This window comes from Arcobacter sp. F2176 (assembly GCF_004116465.1).
Classification (GTDB): Bacteria; Campylobacterota; Campylobacteria; order Campylobacterales; family Arcobacteraceae; genus Arcobacter; species Arcobacter siniprincipis.
In genome coordinates this window covers 106,324-122,772 of the sequence record NZ_PDJV01000009.1, presented here as the reverse complement: position 1 = coordinate 122,772, position 16,449 = coordinate 106,324, and the positions used below count along the sequence as shown (strand labels likewise).

General features: G+C 26.8%; 15 protein-coding genes and 3 tRNA genes. 11 read left to right on the top strand and 7 right to left on the bottom strand.

The features are described from left to right. Positions 1-6: 6 nt before the first annotated feature. Positions 7-1,305 carry a S41 family peptidase gene (locus tag CRU95_RS10015; protein WP_129100995.1) on the bottom strand — a complete coding sequence of 433 codons (1,299 nt, stop codon included), beginning with the start codon at positions 1,303-1,305 and terminating at the stop codon, positions 7-9. 108 nt (positions 1,306-1,413) lie between these two features. On the opposite strand from CRU95_RS10015, the gene CRU95_RS10010 reads away from it, so the two are divergent. The 3 genes from CRU95_RS10010 to CRU95_RS10000 all read left to right on the top strand — a co-directional run bounded on the left by CRU95_RS10010 (position 1,414) and on the right by CRU95_RS10000 (position 5,255). Next, positions 1,414-1,992 carry a hypothetical protein gene (locus CRU95_RS10010; protein WP_129100994.1) on the top strand — a complete coding sequence of 193 codons (579 nt, stop codon included), beginning with the start codon at positions 1,414-1,416 and terminating at the stop codon, positions 1,990-1,992. 9 nt (positions 1,993-2,001) lie between these two features. Beyond that, the gene (locus CRU95_RS10005; RefSeq protein ID WP_129100993.1) at positions 2,002-2,973 is read left to right on the top strand and encodes a hypothetical protein; all 972 of its coding nucleotides are present in this window, start codon (positions 2,002-2,004) and stop codon (positions 2,971-2,973) included. A 182-nt stretch (positions 2,974-3,155) separates the two neighbouring features. Further along, positions 3,156-5,255 carry an ATP-binding protein gene (locus tag CRU95_RS10000; protein ID WP_129100992.1) on the top strand — a complete coding sequence of 700 codons (2,100 nt, stop codon included), beginning with the start codon at positions 3,156-3,158 and terminating at the stop codon, positions 5,253-5,255. Here CRU95_RS10000 and CRU95_RS09995 read toward each other — a convergent pair. Then, positions 5,244-6,242: a tRNA pseudouridine(13) synthase TruD gene (locus tag CRU95_RS09995; RefSeq protein ID WP_129100991.1), complete on the bottom strand. Its 999-nt coding sequence runs from the start codon at positions 6,240-6,242 to the stop codon at positions 5,244-5,246. The two genes, CRU95_RS10000 and CRU95_RS09995, sit on opposite strands and share 12 nt — an antisense overlap. Before the next feature lie 325 nt (positions 6,243-6,567). Here CRU95_RS09995 and CRU95_RS09990 point away from each other — a divergent pair, with 325 nt between their 5' ends. The 4 genes from CRU95_RS09990 to CRU95_RS09975 all read left to right on the top strand — a co-directional run bounded on the left by CRU95_RS09990 (position 6,568) and on the right by CRU95_RS09975 (position 8,394). Beyond that, positions 6,568-7,407, top strand: coding sequence for a flagellin (locus tag CRU95_RS09990; RefSeq protein WP_129100990.1), 840 nt, complete (start codon positions 6,568-6,570; stop codon positions 7,405-7,407). 123 nt (positions 7,408-7,530) lie between these two features. Then, positions 7,531-8,163, top strand: coding sequence for a hypothetical protein (locus CRU95_RS09985; protein WP_129100989.1), 633 nt, complete (start codon positions 7,531-7,533; stop codon positions 8,161-8,163). Positions 8,164-8,228: 65 nt separating this feature from the next. After that, a tRNA-Tyr gene (locus CRU95_RS09980) sits at positions 8,229-8,313 on the top strand. A gap of 5 nt (positions 8,314-8,318) precedes the next feature. After that, positions 8,319-8,394 (top strand) — tRNA-Phe (locus CRU95_RS09975). 79 nt (positions 8,395-8,473) lie between these two features. On the opposite strand, the gene CRU95_RS09970 is transcribed toward CRU95_RS09975, so the two are convergent. After that, positions 8,474-8,550, bottom strand: a tRNA-Arg gene (locus tag CRU95_RS09970). 170 nt (positions 8,551-8,720) lie between these two features. Here CRU95_RS09970 and CRU95_RS09965 point away from each other — a divergent pair. Next, a complete protein-coding gene (locus tag CRU95_RS09965; protein ID WP_129100988.1) occupies positions 8,721-9,077 on the top strand; it encodes a sirohydrochlorin chelatase in 357 nt (118 codons plus the stop codon). Positions 9,078-9,110: 33 nt separating this feature from the next. Here CRU95_RS09965 and CRU95_RS09960 read toward each other — a convergent pair whose 3' ends face one another. Further along, positions 9,111-11,666 (bottom strand): methyl-accepting chemotaxis protein, encoded by a 2,556-nt coding sequence (locus CRU95_RS09960; protein WP_129100987.1) that lies wholly within the window; start codon positions 11,664-11,666, stop codon positions 9,111-9,113. A 177-nt stretch (positions 11,667-11,843) separates the two neighbouring features. Here CRU95_RS09960 and thiD point away from each other — a divergent pair, with 177 nt between their 5' ends. The 3 genes from thiD to CRU95_RS09945 all read left to right on the top strand — a co-directional run bounded on the left by thiD (position 11,844) and on the right by CRU95_RS09945 (position 14,507). After that, positions 11,844-12,617, top strand: coding sequence for a bifunctional hydroxymethylpyrimidine kinase/phosphomethylpyrimidine kinase (gene thiD / locus CRU95_RS09955; protein WP_129100986.1), 774 nt, complete (start codon positions 11,844-11,846; stop codon positions 12,615-12,617). A 94-nt stretch (positions 12,618-12,711) separates the two neighbouring features. Then, positions 12,712-12,975 carry a hypothetical protein gene (locus CRU95_RS09950; protein WP_129100985.1) on the top strand — a complete coding sequence of 88 codons (264 nt, stop codon included), beginning with the start codon at positions 12,712-12,714 and terminating at the stop codon, positions 12,973-12,975. Further along, complete coding sequence (locus tag CRU95_RS09945; protein WP_129100984.1) at positions 12,972-14,507, top strand: AarF/ABC1/UbiB kinase family protein; 1,536 nt, start codon at positions 12,972-12,974, stop codon at positions 14,505-14,507. The genes CRU95_RS09950 and CRU95_RS09945 overlap by 4 nt, the downstream gene beginning before the upstream one ends. 1 nt (position 14,508) lies before the next feature. On the opposite strand, the gene hemH is transcribed toward CRU95_RS09945, so the two are convergent. From hemH to CRU95_RS09930, 3 genes are read right to left on the bottom strand one after another with little or no spacing between them, the layout of a single operon-like run. Beyond that, on the bottom strand, positions 14,509-15,441 hold the full coding sequence (hemH, locus tag CRU95_RS09940; protein ID WP_129100983.1) for a ferrochelatase: 933 nt from the start codon (positions 15,439-15,441) through the stop codon (positions 14,509-14,511). Next, entirely contained in the window at positions 15,438-15,893 is a 456-nt protein-coding gene (locus tag CRU95_RS09935; RefSeq protein WP_129100982.1) for an SRPBCC family protein, read from the bottom strand. Before CRU95_RS09935 ends, hemH begins: the two co-directional genes overlap by 4 nt. Then, positions 15,890-16,423, bottom strand: coding sequence for a glutathione peroxidase (locus tag CRU95_RS09930; protein ID WP_309109218.1), 534 nt, complete (start codon positions 16,421-16,423; stop codon positions 15,890-15,892). Before CRU95_RS09930 ends, CRU95_RS09935 begins: the two co-directional genes overlap by 4 nt. Positions 16,424-16,449 lie beyond the last annotated feature (26 nt).

Here is a 16,449-nt window from a genome sequence, read left to right as displayed (position 1 = left end):
TTATTACTATTTATTTGTAATTATTAAACTTTTTAATATATCAACACCGGTTTTTAGTTGATTATCTTTAAATAGATCTTCATCTGTAATGATTTTTGCATCATCTTTTTTTACTTCTTTTTTTACTTCTTTTTCTTTTCCATCAACTTTTTCTAATTCACTTTTTAAATGTTTTTTTAAATCAGCTTCTTTTATCATAAAATCCATATCTGGAGCTTTTACAGCTTCACCTGGATAAGAAATAACATCAGGAGTAATACCTGTTGCTTGGATTGTTCTACCACTTGGTAAGTAATATTTTGCAATAGTTAATTTAATAGCTTCACTCTTATCAGAAGTAATTGGTAATACAACTTGAACAGAACCTTTTCCAAAAGTTTTTTCTCCAACTAAAATTGCTCTTTTATGATCTTGTAACGCACCACTTACAATCTCTGAAGCAGATGCACTACCACCATTTACTAAAACTATTAATGGTACTCTTGTCAATGTTTTTGAATAGTTTGCATTAAAAGTTTCTTCACTTGAAGCATCTCTACCTTTTTGTGAAACTATGATTCCTTTGTCTACAAATAAATCAGTTGTTCCTATTGCTTGAGTTAATAATCCACCTGGATTATTTCTTAAGTCTAAAATAATTCCTTTAATAGCTTTAGCATCTTTGATTGCCTTAGTTAATCCATCTACAACATTTTTGTCAAAACTTGTAACTCTTAGGTATAAAATATCTTTTCCAATAGTTTTTGTTTTTACAGATTCTATTTTAATAATATCCCTTACAATCTTTATTTCTAAAGGTTTTCTCTCTGCTTTTCTAACAACAGTAAGTGTTATTGGAGTTTTAGGTTTTCCTCTCATTAAACTTACCGCTTCATCTAAACTCATATTTAAAGTTGATTTATCATCAATTTTTAAAATAATATCTTCTGATTTAATACCAGCTTCATATGCAGGAGTTCCATCAATTGGTGAAATAACAGTCAATGCTCCATCTCTCATTCCAACAGTAATTCCTAATCCACCAAATTCACCATCAGTTTGGATTTGCATTTCTTTGAAATACTTTTTATCCATATATGTTGAATGTGCATCCAATTCTTGCATTAAACCTTTTAATGCCTTATTTACGATTTCTTGTAATTTTAAATCATCTACATAATATTTTTCTACAGTGCCAATAACATTTGTTAATTTAGACAAAGACTCAAATCTACTTTGTTCTTCTTTTTTATCTGCTTTTACATCAGCGTGCAAAAAATTCAGTGAAATAACTAAAACTATAATTGATAATATAAACTTATTCATTTTAACCCCAGTGCTTTAATAGGTTTGTATTATATAGAACTTTTTATAAAAGTAAGATTTTATGAAAATTTTTGTACACTTATAACTAATTTTTTATAAGGTTAATCAATGAGTTTAAAAGACAATATGGATTTCGTAAAAGAGGGGCTTAGTAGTGAAGAAAAATTCCTAGAAAGCTTTGTTAGAGTTGAAAGAATTTTCAAAAAATATAAACTTATAATAATATCGGCTGTTGTGATAATTATACTTGCAATAGTAGCTATGTATCTTACTTCATATTTTAAAGAACAAAATACGGCAAAAGCAAACATTGTTTTTCAAGAATTATTGAAAAATCCAAATGATGAGAAAGCATTAGAGACGCTAAAAGGGCTTAATACAAATCTGCATGATATAGTTCTTTATAGTCAAAGAGATAATAAAAAAGATATTTCTATCAATGCTAAATTTTTTAAAGAATTATATGCATATGAAAAAGCCATGAAAGAACAAAATGTAAATAAATTAGGTGATCTTTCAATGGAAAATAATTTTTTATTAAAAGAGTTTGCGATATTTAATAAAGCATTAATTCTAGCAGAGAATGGGAAATATAAAGAATCAAAAGATGCTTTAAAATTGATCCCTGAAACATCACAAGTTAAAGATTTAGTTGCTTTACTAAATCATTACTTAATCACAAAATAAAGGTATATAATGAGACATTTATTAATTTTAATTTCAGCAATCATTCTATTTTCTGCTTGTTCTAAAAAGCAATATTTTGAACCAGAAGATACTTTGTCTTTTAATAAAAGTACTAAATCTATTGATTCATACATTGTCTCATTTAATAGAGATGGTGCAACTTTAGATAATGGGCAATTTATTAGTGCACAAGGGGTTTCAAGTATAAAAATGCCTGAAGGTTTTCAATTCTTAAACCTAAGTGAAGGAAAAGTACTTTCAACAAATATAAAAGATAAAATTTATGTTGATAAAAAAGAGATAGTTACAAATACAGCTGTTGTTGCAGCATCGCTAAAAGATGATATTTTAGCAATAGTAAATAGTGATAATTCAATTATGGCTTATGACTTAAGAGATGGGAAAATCATTTTTAAAGAGTATTTAACAAAATCTTTAGCAAATGATACAAGAATTGCAGCGCCTTATTTTATGCAAAATCTTATTTTATTTCCAACATTAGATGGTAAGATTTTAGTTGTTTCTGCACAAAACTACAAAGTAGTTAGAAATATCATTGTTGATGCAGATAGTCAATTTAATAATATTATTTACTTAAATGTAGTAAATGACACTCTTATAGCAGCAAGTTCAAAAAAAGTTATCTCTGTTGGAGATGGTATTTTAAATATCAAACAATATGATTTAAGTGATATTATTGCACATGGAAAAGATATCTATTTAGCAACAATTGATGGTCAAATTATTAAAACTGATATTTCACTAAATGTAATGAATAGAAAAAAATACAAATTTGCTAAATTTTATGCCTTAGCTTATGGTGATTCTTTATATGCCTTAGAATCTCAAGGATATATGATAAATATCTCAGATGATTTTAAAACTGATAAAATATATGATTTTTCTTTTGACGAAGAAGATAAAGTGATAGTTTTTGGAGATACTATGTATATCAACGATGAATATGTTAAATTAAAGTAGAAACTTCTACTTTAATTTAACCATTTAAATATCTCTTCTAAATCCTCTTGTTTATATAAAATAATTTAATTACACCAAAAATTCATTTTTCTTACTTTGTTCATATTTTAATATTAATAGAGTATAATTAATTGCTTTATATATAAAATTATTAGATGATTAACAATTAAATAGGACTTTTAGTGCAATATTCTACAAAACCAATTTATCTACTTTTATTAATTATACTTTTAATTTCTGCTTTTTCATGTGTTAACTATTTTCTATCAAACAAGATAGAAGGATTGACTAAAAATAAATATTTACAAACTTCAAATAGTTTAAAAAATCAAATTAAAGAAGCAATATTTAATAAAAAGAATTCAACTTTTAATGTTGCATTAGCACTATCAGAAGATAATAACTTCAAAAAGTTTTTAAAAAATGAAAAAGTTCCTTATCCTAGTTTAAATGTTGTATCTGAAAAAATAAAAAAATATAGCAACTTCAAAAATCTATGGATACATTTAATAGATAAGAATGGAATAAGTAAATATAGAAGTTGGACAAAAGAAAAAAATGATAATGTTTCAACAATAAGAAAAGAGTTACCAACTTTATTAAAGAACCCAAAAGTCGTCTCAATAATAAGTGTAGGTATATTTGATATAACTTTTAAAAATATTGTTCCAATTTATGATGGAAATCAATTTTTAGGTTTAGTTGAAGTAATTACAAAAATGAATTCTATTGCAGAAGAGTTTAAAGAAAAAGGAATTGATTTAATTATTCTTGCAGATAAAAAATTTAAAAATCAAATTAAAAAACCTTTTACAAAAGATTTTATAGGCGATTATTATGTAGCAAATTTAGATGCTAAAAGTGAATTAAAAAAAACCGTAAAGGAAAATATTGATGAATTTTTATCAATAAAAGATTATAAATTAATTGATAATCACATAGCCACTACATTTACATTAAAAAATGAAAAAGAATCCAATATTGGATATTTCATAATCTTTAAGCAAAAAAAAGAGATAGACTTAAATGATATCTATGAGTTTGACAAATTTATTAAATTTATTGGTATTCTTTTAACCTTAGTAGTAATTGCTATTTTTAGTTCAATTCATTTTTATAATAAATCAAAGTATACAACTGAATTAGAAAAAAATGTAAAAAGAAGAACTCAAGAATTAAACGAACTAACAAAAAAATATCACCAAATTTTTGAAGGCTCAAAAGCAATAAAAATTATATATGATCCAATAACATTAAATATAATTGATATTAATGCTTCTGCAATTAATTTTTATGGTTATAAAAGAGCAGATTTTATAAATTTAAAAGCAAATGACATATCAATGTCTACAGTAGATAAACAAAAAAAAGAATTCATTAATATATTAGAAAATAGACAAAATGTCTTTATTTCTAAAAATATTTTGTCTAATGGAGAAATAAAAGATGTGGAGATTTATGCTTCTGCAATACAAATAGATAAAAAGACTTTTGTTTATTCTATTATCAGAGATATAACAGATGAATTAAAAGAAAAAAATGAGTTTAATAAAAAACAAAAACTCTTTTATCAACAAGCAAAAATGGCCTCAATGGGTGAAATGCTTGAAAATATTGCACACCAATGGAGACAACCACTTTCAACAATAACAACAGCCGCAAGTGGTGCAAAAATAAAAAAAGAATTTGGAGACTTAGATGATGAATTCTTTTATGATTCAGTTGACTTAATAATAAGGGCTGCAACTTATCTTTCACAAACAATTGATGATTTTAGAGACTTCTTTAAACAAAGTAAAAACAAAGAAAATTTTAAACTTTCTACACTGATAAATACTTCTATAAAATTAGCCAACATTAAAAATACCGATATAGAAATAGTTACAGTTTATGAAGACTGCGAAATTCTTGGGTATAAAAACGAATTAATTCAAGTATTTCTCAATATCTTCAGTAATGCTAAAGATATTTTAAATACTACAAAAAGTGTTAATAAACTAATAAAAATAGAAATAGAAAAAACTAATAACAATATAACATTTTCTATTCTAGATAATGCAGGAGGGATAAAAGAATCAGATATTGAAAAAGTATTTGAACCTTATTTTACAACTAAACACAAATCTCAAGGAACTGGTATTGGTCTTTATATGAGTGAACAAATTATCACAAAACATTTTGGTGGTGAAATTAATGTTCAAAATATAAACTTTTTATATAAAGACAAAGAATACTTTGGAGCAAATTTTAAAATAAAAATACCAATTAGTTTAAACTCTTAGATTTTGATTTGCAATATTCTCCACTACAACTGTAGCATATGAAGCTTTGGGAAGTGTAAATTTTAGTTTACACTTTTTATTTTCAACATCATAATTTACAAAAATATCTTTTGGAAATATAATAGCATCTCTTCTTAAACCTTTTTCTTGAATATAAGTATCATCAAACTCTTTTTCAATAAGTTGTGCTTCATTTCTTGCTCGATAAACTTCTCTTCCACATAAAAGTCCTGTAGGAACAATTTTTTTATCTTCAAAGTCTTTTATTATCTTTTCATTTATTTTATTTGGTGTAAAAAACTTCAAATCATCAAGTGACTTCATTACTTCACCATCTAATAATTTAAATTTTCCATCAGACATTTCAACTCTTTTAGCAAGCCATTTATTAAATAAATCACTTTGATAAATAGAGATTAACATTTTCTCTAATTTTCTATCTCTAATTTTCAAATCACCATAAATAATTTTATTTGCTTTTTCAAGGTTTTCTTTTACATCTTTACCAAATCTTTGATAACCAAAAAAGTTTGGCATACCATTTTTTGCAAGTTCGTGTAATCTTTTTTCTATAACACCCACATCACAAGATTCAACTTCGTGAAGATTTATTTCAAATGAGTTACCAATCAAATCACCAATGTTTAGTTTTGTACTGTGTAAAAAGGTCTCTAATATTTTTATTTTTGGATGTTTGAATTTTTTTATATCTTTTGCATATTTTCTAGGTATTGAGATGTGTTGAGTAGTAGTTGCATTTTTATCTTTTAATCCAGCATAGCCTATTTCATTATCATATATATTTAAATTTCTAGCAAGTGAATCAATTAAATCCCAAGTTCCCAATCTCTCTTTTTCTATTTTTAAAATTATAAAATTACCTCTATTTGTAAATTTTATTGGATTTTCTGTAACAATAAAATCTTCTTTGTTTTGATAGAACTTAAATTCTAGGGGTTTATAATTTTGTAAAAAAACTCTTTTCATCTCTAACCTTTTTAATAATTTTGACATAATACCCAAATTATTATTGATTTAAAAAGATTTTAGACATAAAAAAAGACACCTAACCCTTTAGAGTGCCTTTTTTAACTGATTTAATTTTATTTCAAGGAGAACTTTAATCTTAGTAAACAAGCCTAGTGTTCGCGCTTCCTATTTACTTATAAATTTATTATACGATTATTGAGTTAACTATGAAACAACAAAAGGTTAACAAAAGGTTAACAAAAGATTATATTAGTATTAATGCTTAAAGTTGGTTTAATACTAGTAGTTGTAAAATAAAGAAAAACTGAAGAAAGGAGACTCAATGACTATATCAAATGATTATACTAATTATTTATATGTACCAGAAGAGCTTCAAGGAGTCAGGTCAAGTAATCCTTTAGAAAAGATTGCAACAAATAAAGAATTAACAAAAGCATCAGATGATCCTGCACTTTTAGCTATTTCTGAACAATTAAATTATCAACAAAGTGGATTAACTCAAGGTGTTGAAAATATCAATAGTGCTTTATCTTATTTACAAATAGGAGATAGTGCACTAGGGGAACAATCTGATATTTTAGACACAATTAGAGAAAAAACTTTACAAGCAGCAACTGATACAACAAGTGATGATCAAAGAAATATTATTAGAAATGATATTACTAAACTTTTAGAACAATTTGATAACATTGCCTCAAGTACTAGTTATGGTGATAACTCTATTTTGCAAAATAGTCGAGATGATAAAGGGGAAAGTGATACTTTTGATGTTCAAACAGGCACTGATTCTCAAGACAATACAACACTCAATCCACTTCAATCAAATACCCAAGGTTTAGGATTGGATGGATTTTTGCAAGATGGAACATTTTCAGCTGATGATGCAAGAACATTCTTAGATACAATTGATCAAGCATCTTCAAAACTTCAAGATTTTAGAAGTGATATTGGTTCTACTGCACAACAATTAGAATCTTCATATACTTCAATGTCATCGCAAGTTGTAAATAATGGTTCAGCATTATCTACTATTTCAAATGTAGATTTTGCAAAAGAAGTATCAAGCTTCTCAAAACAAAATATTTTGGCTCAAATTGGTTCTTTTGGACAATCACAAGCTAATAATATCAATCAACAATCAGTATTAAGACTTCTTTCTTAAGGAAAAAGTCTTAACTGATGAATTTCCCCTTTTCTAATCACATAAAAGGATTTTATTATTTATCTAATAGATGAGGAAATAATTTCCAATGAACAAATATTAAGAAATCATATTTATCCAAATATGAAAGAGAATTACTATGCCTGTGAGCACTTTTCTCCTTCTTTATATATAAAGTTAGCCCAAGCAGGTTTTATTAGCACTACTGCTACTTTAGCAAACAATAAAAGCTATTTACTTCCAGAACTTCAGTTTGAATATGCCGTTTTGTACTTTGAAAATCTTCATATAAGTAAAAAAATAAAAAAGTTATTAAAAAAGAATACTTATTTATTTGTCAAAAATAAAGATATAAATCAAATTATAGAAAAAATAAATCAATTTCACAAAGATTCATGGATAAATGAAGATTATAAAAATATGCTTTTAGATATATTTTCTAATAAGCATGAGAATTTTGAATTATTGACTTTTGAATTATATGATAGCAAGAATGATACATTAATTGCAGGTGAAATCGGGTATAAAGTTGGCAAAGTGTATACAAGTCTAAGTGGGTTTTCAAGTAGAGATAAAAAGTACAATAATTATGGTAAACTGCAATTAGTTCTTTTAGGACAACTACTTGAAAAAGAGAACTATGAGTTTTGGAATTTAGGTCATGCATGTTTGCAATATAAGCTTGATTTAGGCTCTATTATACTAAAAAGAGATGATTTTTTGAACCAATGGTTAAAATTTACGAAAAAAGACTGAACTTATACTCAAATTTCATATAACTTTAATCTTTTTTTGAATATTATTACGCTCTTCAAACAAAAGGTGAGGTTGGAGAGTGGTCAAATCCTGCGGATTGTAAATCCGCCGCCTACGGCTTCGAAGGTTCAAATCCTTCCCTCACCACCACTAGTGGCTCGGTAGCTCAGTCGGTAGAGCAAAGGACTGAAAATCCTTGTGTCGGCAGTTCGATTCTGCCCCGCGCCACCACTAGTTCAATCTACATTTTAATACAATCAAATTAAACAATTATCAACAATATATTTTATAAGTTTTCGGAATCTAAAAGTGGTACTCCCTAATGGATTCGAACCATTGGCCTACGCCTTAGAAGGGCGTTGCTCTATCCAGCTGAGCTAAGGAAGCATTTAAAGGTACAAATTATATCAAATATCTCTTATAATGTAATTAATGAAATTAAACAAGCCTATTAATTTAACACTAAGCTTTAATACATATTATATGAATTTATTTTATCATATTTAGCAAATAAATAAAAGTTGCTACAAAACATCTATTATTAAAAAAGGAAAACAATGAGAGCATTATTATTAGTAGCGCATGGCAGTAAAAAAGACAAATCAAATGAAGAGTTTAGACATTTAGTAAAAGAAATAAAAGTACTTAATTCAAACAAGTATGAAAAAATAAAAAATGCTTTTTTAGAATTTGCAGAACCTTCTATTGAAGAAGTTGTAAAAGAACTCTCTATAGAAAATGTTATTGAAATTAGTATTTATCCTTATTTTTTAAATTCTGGAAAACATGTGGTAAGTGATATTCCAAATATATTAATAGCCTTAGAAAATAAATATCCAAATATAAAATTCAAACTATTTCCACACTTTGGTTCATCACAAAAAATAAGCACAATAATATCAGAAGAGATATAGATCTATTTTATATCTCTTCGTAATTATTAGTTATTAAAAACTTTCCCATTCATCATCAGAACTACTCTGACTTTTGATTACTTCAACTTTTGGTTTAGATTCTTTTAAAGTAGTAGTCTCTTTTTTTACTTCTTTATTTTTATCAGAAGATTTTTCTACTTTTTTTACTTCTATTTTTTTTACAGGCACAGTAACTTTTGGTGTCTCATAATTAGAAATTTTTGCTTTTAAATCATTTTTCCCTCTAAACTCTTTTTCATTTGTAACTGTAACAATAAGTTTAGCTAACTCATCAGTTTCAACAGCAATTGAGTGAGTTGTATTAGATATAGCAACATTTTCTTGTGTTTGTTGGTCTAATCTGTTAACAGCATCATTTATTTGCTCAATACCAGCTCTTTGCTCTTTTGATGACTCTTCAATTGATTGTATTGTTTCTGATGTTTTTTTGATATTAAGATGTAAGATTTCATAACCTTTAATCATCTTATCAGTTCCTTCTTTACCAGCATTAGTTTTTTGTGTTGCATTTTCAACTAAGGCTTTTATCTCTTTAGCTGCATCTGCACTTCTTGATGCTAGGTTTCGAACTTCTGCTGCAACAACTGCAAATCCTTTTCCAGCTTCTCCTGCTGTTGCCGCTTCAACTGCAGCATTTAGTGATAAAATATTTGTTTGGAAAGCTATTTGGTCAATTAAAACAATAGCATCAGCAATTGCTTCTGTTTGAGTATTGATTTCATCCATTGCAATAACAGTTGATTCAGCTAAAGTTTTACCTACATTAATTGATTCAACCAATTCATTAGAATATGTTGCCATTGTAGAAATATTATTTGTATTGCTAACAATTGCAGAAGTTATCTCTTCTAAAGCTGCTGCTGTTTCTTCAAGTGATGCAGCTGTTGAAGTAGAATTTCTGTTTAATATATCAACATTTTTGAGTAGAACATCAGAACTTGCATCTAATGTTAAACCATTTTGTTTATTCTCTTTTAGCATATTATTAATAATATCTGACAACTCATTTATAGCTACTTCAACTTTTCCTTGAGCATTTTTTATATTATCTCTAAAGTCAAGTTTTCCATAATTTGCTAGACAATCTAATATAATATTTGTATCTTTCCCAATATTAGTCTCAAGATTATCTAACATTTCATTTAGTTTATTTTGAAGTTTTTGTAAAGACTCATTTTCTGTTCTTTTTTCAACTCTATTGAATAAATACCCTTTTTCAATCTCTCCAACTACTCTTGTAACATCTTGAATTAACTCATCATCTTGTCTTATTAAAGATTTTGTTTTATCTAAATTTTGGTTTATTATCTTAGCCATTGCACCAATCTCATCATTTGCTGAGTCATCAAGATTATCAACATCAGGTTGTTCTTTATTTAAATATTTAAAGAATCCTAATAATCCATCTTGAAATTTATTTAAAGGTACAAAAATAGATCTATTAGATAGCATTCCCATAATTATCGCTAAAATAACCATAATAATAAAGATTATTATACAATTTCTAATAATTACTGCTTTGATTTGAGCTTCAGTTTCATCGTGCATTTGTAAAATTTTATCTTCGATATCATCTACATAGGCACCTGTTCCTATAATCCAATCCCAAGGTCCAAACTTTTGTACATAAGAGAACTTAGGTTGAGCACCTTTTTTACCTGGTTTTGGCCATGTATATTTAACTAATCCACCCTCTTCTTTTGCATTAGCAGCTTTTACAATTTCTCGATATAAATACTTACCATCTGAATCTTTAAGATCATACATATTTTTACCCTCTAAACTCGGTTTTATAGGGTGTAATATAACAACATGATTTGAGTCATTAATCCAATAATAACCATCTTTACCATATTTCATTTGACCGATTGCTTTTAAAGCCTCTTTTTTTAATTTATCAGTAACATTATCAACATATTCACCTGTTCCTATAACCCATCCAAATGGTTCAAAAAGTTTTACAAAAGATACTTTTTCTTGTGGTTCTTCAAACCCTGGCTTTGGCCAAACATAATCAACAAAGCCAGAACCTGATTTTTTTGCAACTTGGGCAAATTCATAAAAAATTCTTTTTCCACCTTTATCTTTGTATTCAGACATATCTTTGCCATCTAAGGCTGGTTTTATTGGATGCATAATAATTTTTGCATCTAAATCATTTATCCAAAAATAACCAGTATTACCATATCTTGCTTTTTCTACTGAAGTTCTAATGATATTTTTCAACTCATCATCTGGAACTGTCCCTTTATATTTATCATACTCCCCTTGCATGATAGATAGCATAAATTCAGTTTGTTCTTTTAATTTAGCTTGAACTTCAACTTTTATTTTTTCAGGAGCTGTTCTTGCATGATAAGATTCTACTGTTTTCATGACCAAAGAGACATAGTTTTTTAACTCTTCATTTTTTGTAGCATAAGCATTCTCTTTAAATTTTTCTATTACTGTAGCAGATGTTTCTTGTAAAGAAATAACTGATTGCACAAGCATAACAGCAGAAACAATAACTATTGAACTTATAACTATAAGTAAAAGTCTTGCTTTTATAGATAATGATTTTAACATTAAATCCCCTTTTATTCTTTCTTCATAATTTGTAGCCAAATTGTAGCATAAAAACCTTTCCTTTTATTAAAATAACTTTAATGATTATTCTTACTATATTTTCTTTATTTTTTGTACTTAATTATCCTAACATAATGATAAATCCAATAGAATTAGGAACTAAATAAAGGAATTAAATTGAAAGTAGTATTAACCATAGCAGGAAGTGATTGTAGTGCAGGAGCTGGAATTCAAGCTGACTTAAAAACATTTGAAGCATTTGGAGTTTTTGGATGTAGTGTAATCACAGTTTTGACTTCACAAAATACAAAAGGTGTGACAAATGTTCAAGAAGTAAGTCCATCTTTTATAAAAGACCAAATTGATGCAGTTTTGGATGATTTTGATGTAACTTGCATAAAAATTGGTATGCTTTTTTCAAATGATATTATTGATGTTGTCAGAGATTCTATAAAAGATTTCAACATTCCTATAGTTTTTGATCCTGTTTTTATATCAAAAGCTGGTTCAAAACTTTTAAATGAGGATGCAATTGAAAATTTAAAAACTCTATTTCCATATTCAAAAGTTACTACTCCAAATTTATATGAAGCAAAAGAACTTTTTGGAAAGGATGCTTTAAAAAAGATTTCTAATATACCTTGTGAAGTTTTAATAAAAAATCATACAGAACAAATTGATAATAAAAAAGTCTCTATAGATATATTATTTTATAAAAATGAGCAAAAAAAGATTTTTCAATCTGATTTTATAGATACCTCAAATACCCATGGTACAGGTTGTAGTTTTTCAAGTGCAATTGCAGCAAATTTAGCTCTTGGAAAAACACTTGAGGAATCAATTAGTATCTCGAAAGAATTTATTTTCCATGCAATAAAAAATGCACCAAATTTAGGTGCAGGGAAAGGTCCAATTGCCCATAAGTTAGCAGGTGAAATTATTAGTATTTAGTTAACTTTAAAATACTAATTAACATTTTTTTACTACCAAGGTATATATTATTATTTTATAATATACAATAATAAAAATCTAAAAGGATATCAAAATGCTAAAAGAGTTATTAAATACAGGCTTTGGAGCAGCAGCCATTATCAGAGAAAAAGTTGAAGAAGAGATAAAAGCCTTAGAAGAAAAAGGTAAATTAAAAAAAGATGATGCAAAAAGCTTTTTAGAATCCCTTGAACAAAAAGGTAAAGATGAAGAACAAAAAGCAAAAGATGAAATGAAAAGAATATTAAAAGAAGTAATTGATGAACTAGGACTTGCGACAAAACAAGACTTAGAAAAACTAAAAGAGGATTTAAAATAAATAATTATTCACCAAAAAGAATACTAAGTGTATTTCTTTTTTTATTAACTATTTATTTAGTTATAAAAAGAAAAGATAGCTTTTTATTTTTAAAACCCCTTAAACCAAAAAAATTAAAAAATACTATTGTTGATTTGGGAGCTAGTTTTATAAAATTAGCTCAAGTATTGGCTACTAGATCTGATTTTTTCTCACAAGACTATCTTGATGAATTAAAAAATCTTCATGATCAAATCCCACCAATGAATGAAAAAAGTTATGAAAAGATTTATAATAAAGCCTTTAAAAATCTTACTTTCAAGAGCTTTGATAAAAATGCCATAGCTTCTGCCTCTATTGGACAAGTTCATGTGGCATATTTAAATAGTGGAGAAAAAGTTGCTGTAAAATTAAGAAGAGATGGCATAAAAAAACAAATTTTAGCTGATATAAAAATCATAAGCTTTTTTAATTTTTTATTTAAACCCCTATTTTCACACTATACTAAAAACTCTATAGAAGCTGTTATTGTAGAATTTTCAAAAATGATTAAAGAAGAAGTTTCACTAAATAAAGAGTTATCAAATCTAAAAAAATTTTCCCATGTATATGAAAATAGTGGTATAAAATTTCCTAAACCATATGAAGAGTATTGTAGTGATGATGCTATTGTTATGAGTTATGAAGAAGGATTTAGATTTGATGATAAAGAAAATATCTTTAAACATAAAATTGATTTTAAAAAAATAATTGCCAATTTGGTTGATTTTTATACTACTCAAATGCTTATAAATGGATACTTTCATGCAGACCCCCACCCTGGGAATTTACTTGTAAATAAAAAGGGTGAACTTATTTTACTTGATTTTGGTATGGTAAAAACTGTACCAAACGATAAAAGAATCGCAATAATTGAGTTAATTAAAGCAGCCAATGAACAAAATTATGAACTCTATATTGCTGCGAGTAAAAAACTTGGAACCATATCATATGAAGCCCCTACTTCCGAACTTGCAGAATTTACTTCAAATATGTTTGATATATTTTCAAATGATAATTTAAGTAGTGAATCTATGCAAAAACTTGCCTTTGAGATTTTAGAAACAACTAGAAATATGCCTTTTAAACTACCAAGTGATGCGATTTATATCTTAAGAGTTAGTGCTATTGTAGAAGGTTTAGGAACTACTTATATAGAAAATTTCAATGGAATAAAAGATATTCTACCAATCTTGCAAAATAATCTTCCTAAAGCTCTTGGGGCAAAAGATACAATTACAGAGACAATTATTGATGAAGTAAAAGATTTGCCATTTTTTGTAAAAGAGTTAAAAAATGTAGTAAAAAAAGCTAGTGAGGGAACTTTACAAATTGAAGTTTCAAATAATCAAATTGAGTATTTAGCAAAAGAGTTAAAAAGTTATGTAAAAGGAATCACAAACTCTTTAATTCTAATTCTATCTAGCTTTTTTATTCTTTTGTATGATAAAGATTTAAAAAGCTTTGCCTTAGTATTATTTTTAGCAGGTATTATAAAACTTTTTTACAAATAGTTTATACTGCCTGCTCAAAAAGCTCACTTAAAGCTTCCATAAAAAGTGGATGATGATTTGGAGCTTTTGCAACTCTATAATCTTTTATTCCTACCTCATCCGCTATCTCTTTATACTCCATTACAAGTTCAAATTCTGTCTCTGAATTATCTACTGTAAATGAGATAGGATAGACTAAAACTTTATCTCCAAGTTCTCTTAACTTATCATCCATATAAGGTCTTAACCACTCCATAGGACCAAGTCTTGATTGATAAGCTACATGGATATCTTTGAATTTTATCCCTTGTTTTTCTAACTCTTTTTTTGCACACTCAACATTTGCTAAAATGTGTTTTTGATATAAATCACCTTTGTCAATAACTCTTTGAGTAAGTCCATGGGCAGAAAAGACCAATTCAAACTCTTCTGAGTTATCTCCAGCTAATCTCTCTTTTATTCTTTCAACTATTACTTTATTGTATTTTTCATTGTCATAATAACTATTTATAGTCTTAACAGGAGTATTTATCTTTGCCTTTTTTAAAGCCTTTTGAAAGTCTTCAATTGAAGACTTTGTCGTTGTACTAGAGTAATGTGGATACATAGGAAAAGCAATAATTTCATCATACTCTCTTAGTTGTTTTACTACTTCTTTTGAAAAAGGAGGAGTATATCTCATGGCATAAAAGATATCTTTATCTTCCATTCTTTCATTTAATCTTCTAACAAGTCTTTTTGTATGTCCAACTATTGGTGATATTCCACCAAGCAAAGCATAGTTTTTTTGTGATTCTTTTGTTCTTAAACTTGTAATTAAAAATCCAATCATTGCTCTTATTGGTTGAGGAGCGCCTATTATATATTTGTCATTAAACATATTTGTCAAAAAAACTTTTACTTCATCTAAATTATTTGGTCCACCCATATTCATCAATACAACTGCTTTTTTCAAGCTTTATCCTTCTTTTCTAATATTATTTTAGTTTGTTTATGTCTGTATGAGAACATACTATCAAGTTGTTTTTCCATAAAAGAAGAAAAAATATTACCTATAAAGCCAAATGGCATTTCATATTCAATTACATCTTTTAATTCACAAACATTACCTTTTTTTGTAAAAATATGAGAGTGTCTCCAAAATTCAAAAGGTGACTTAACAGCAGTATCTACTAGCATATTTGGTTTTTTAATCAAACTAATTTCAACTTCCCATAAAGTTGGTACAAAAAATTTTGTAGTTTTTATTTTCAAAACTTTGCCTTCTGTTGGTACAAAATCTTTACTTAGAAGTTCTACTTTTGTATCTTTTGGGGTAATTTTCTTTATATTATTTGAGTCTAAATGAAACTCAAATAGCTCATCTATACTACATGAGATAAGTGATGTTTTTTCGTATCTTTTCATAATAACTCTTTTATGTCATTTTCTATTTCACTTGGATTAGTGGAAGGTGAGTATCTTTTTATTACTTTACCATTTCTATCAACTAAAAACTTTGTAAAATTCCATTTTATAATACCTGTACCAAATAAACCTGATTGAGATGATTTTAAATATTTATATAAAGGTGAAGTATCATCACCATTTACATCTATTTTTGAGAACATGTCAAATTTTACTTGATAAGTCAAGGAACAAAACTCTTTTATATCTTCATTTGTTCCTGGTTCTTGATTCATAAATTGGTTACAAGGAAAACCCAAAATACTTAAACCTTTTGAAGAATATTTTTCATGTAATTTTTCTAAGCCTTCATATTGATAAGTAAAGCCACATTTACTAGCAACATTTACTATTAACATAACTCTATTTTTATATTTTGATAAAGATATTTCTTCATTATCTATAGTTTTTACTTTAATGTCATAAATTGATGTTTGAGATATTCCTAACATAGGAATAAAAAAAAGTAAAGTTGATAGTAATCTTTTCATATTAATCCTTCTATTTTCAAAATTTT

What these genes read in the sequence shown, in the direction of transcription:
- CRU95_RS10010 (WP_129100994.1), top strand. Translation starts at nt 1,414, where the DNA reads ATGAGTTTAAAAGACAATATGGATTTCGTAAAAGAGGGGCTTAGTAGT.
- CRU95_RS09995 (WP_129100991.1), bottom strand. Translation starts at nt 6,242, where the DNA reads ATGAAAAGAGTTTTTTTACAAAATTATAAACCCCTAGAATTTAAGTTC.
- CRU95_RS09935 (WP_129100982.1), bottom strand. Translation starts at nt 15,893, where the DNA reads ATGAAAAGATACGAAAAAACATCACTTATCTCATGTAGTATAGATGAG.
- CRU95_RS10005 (WP_129100993.1), top strand. Translation starts at nt 2,002, where the DNA reads ATGAGACATTTATTAATTTTAATTTCAGCAATCATTCTATTTTCTGCT.
- CRU95_RS09930 (WP_309109218.1), bottom strand. Translation starts at nt 16,423, where the DNA reads ATGAAAAGATTACTATCAACTTTACTTTTTTTTATTCCTATGTTAGGA.
- CRU95_RS09960 (WP_129100987.1), bottom strand. Translation starts at nt 11,666, where the DNA reads ATGTTAAAATCATTATCTATAAAAGCAAGACTTTTACTTATAGTTATA.
- CRU95_RS09985 (WP_129100989.1), top strand. Translation starts at nt 7,531, where the DNA reads ATGAAAGAGAATTACTATGCCTGTGAGCACTTTTCTCCTTCTTTATAT.
- CRU95_RS09950 (WP_129100985.1), top strand. Translation starts at nt 12,712, where the DNA reads ATGCTAAAAGAGTTATTAAATACAGGCTTTGGAGCAGCAGCCATTATC.
- CRU95_RS09990 (WP_129100990.1), top strand. Translation starts at nt 6,568, where the DNA reads ATGACTATATCAAATGATTATACTAATTATTTATATGTACCAGAAGAG.
- CRU95_RS09965 (WP_129100988.1), top strand. Translation starts at nt 8,721, where the DNA reads ATGAGAGCATTATTATTAGTAGCGCATGGCAGTAAAAAAGACAAATCA.
- CRU95_RS10015 (WP_129100995.1), bottom strand. Translation starts at nt 1,305, where the DNA reads ATGAATAAGTTTATATTATCAATTATAGTTTTAGTTATTTCACTGAAT.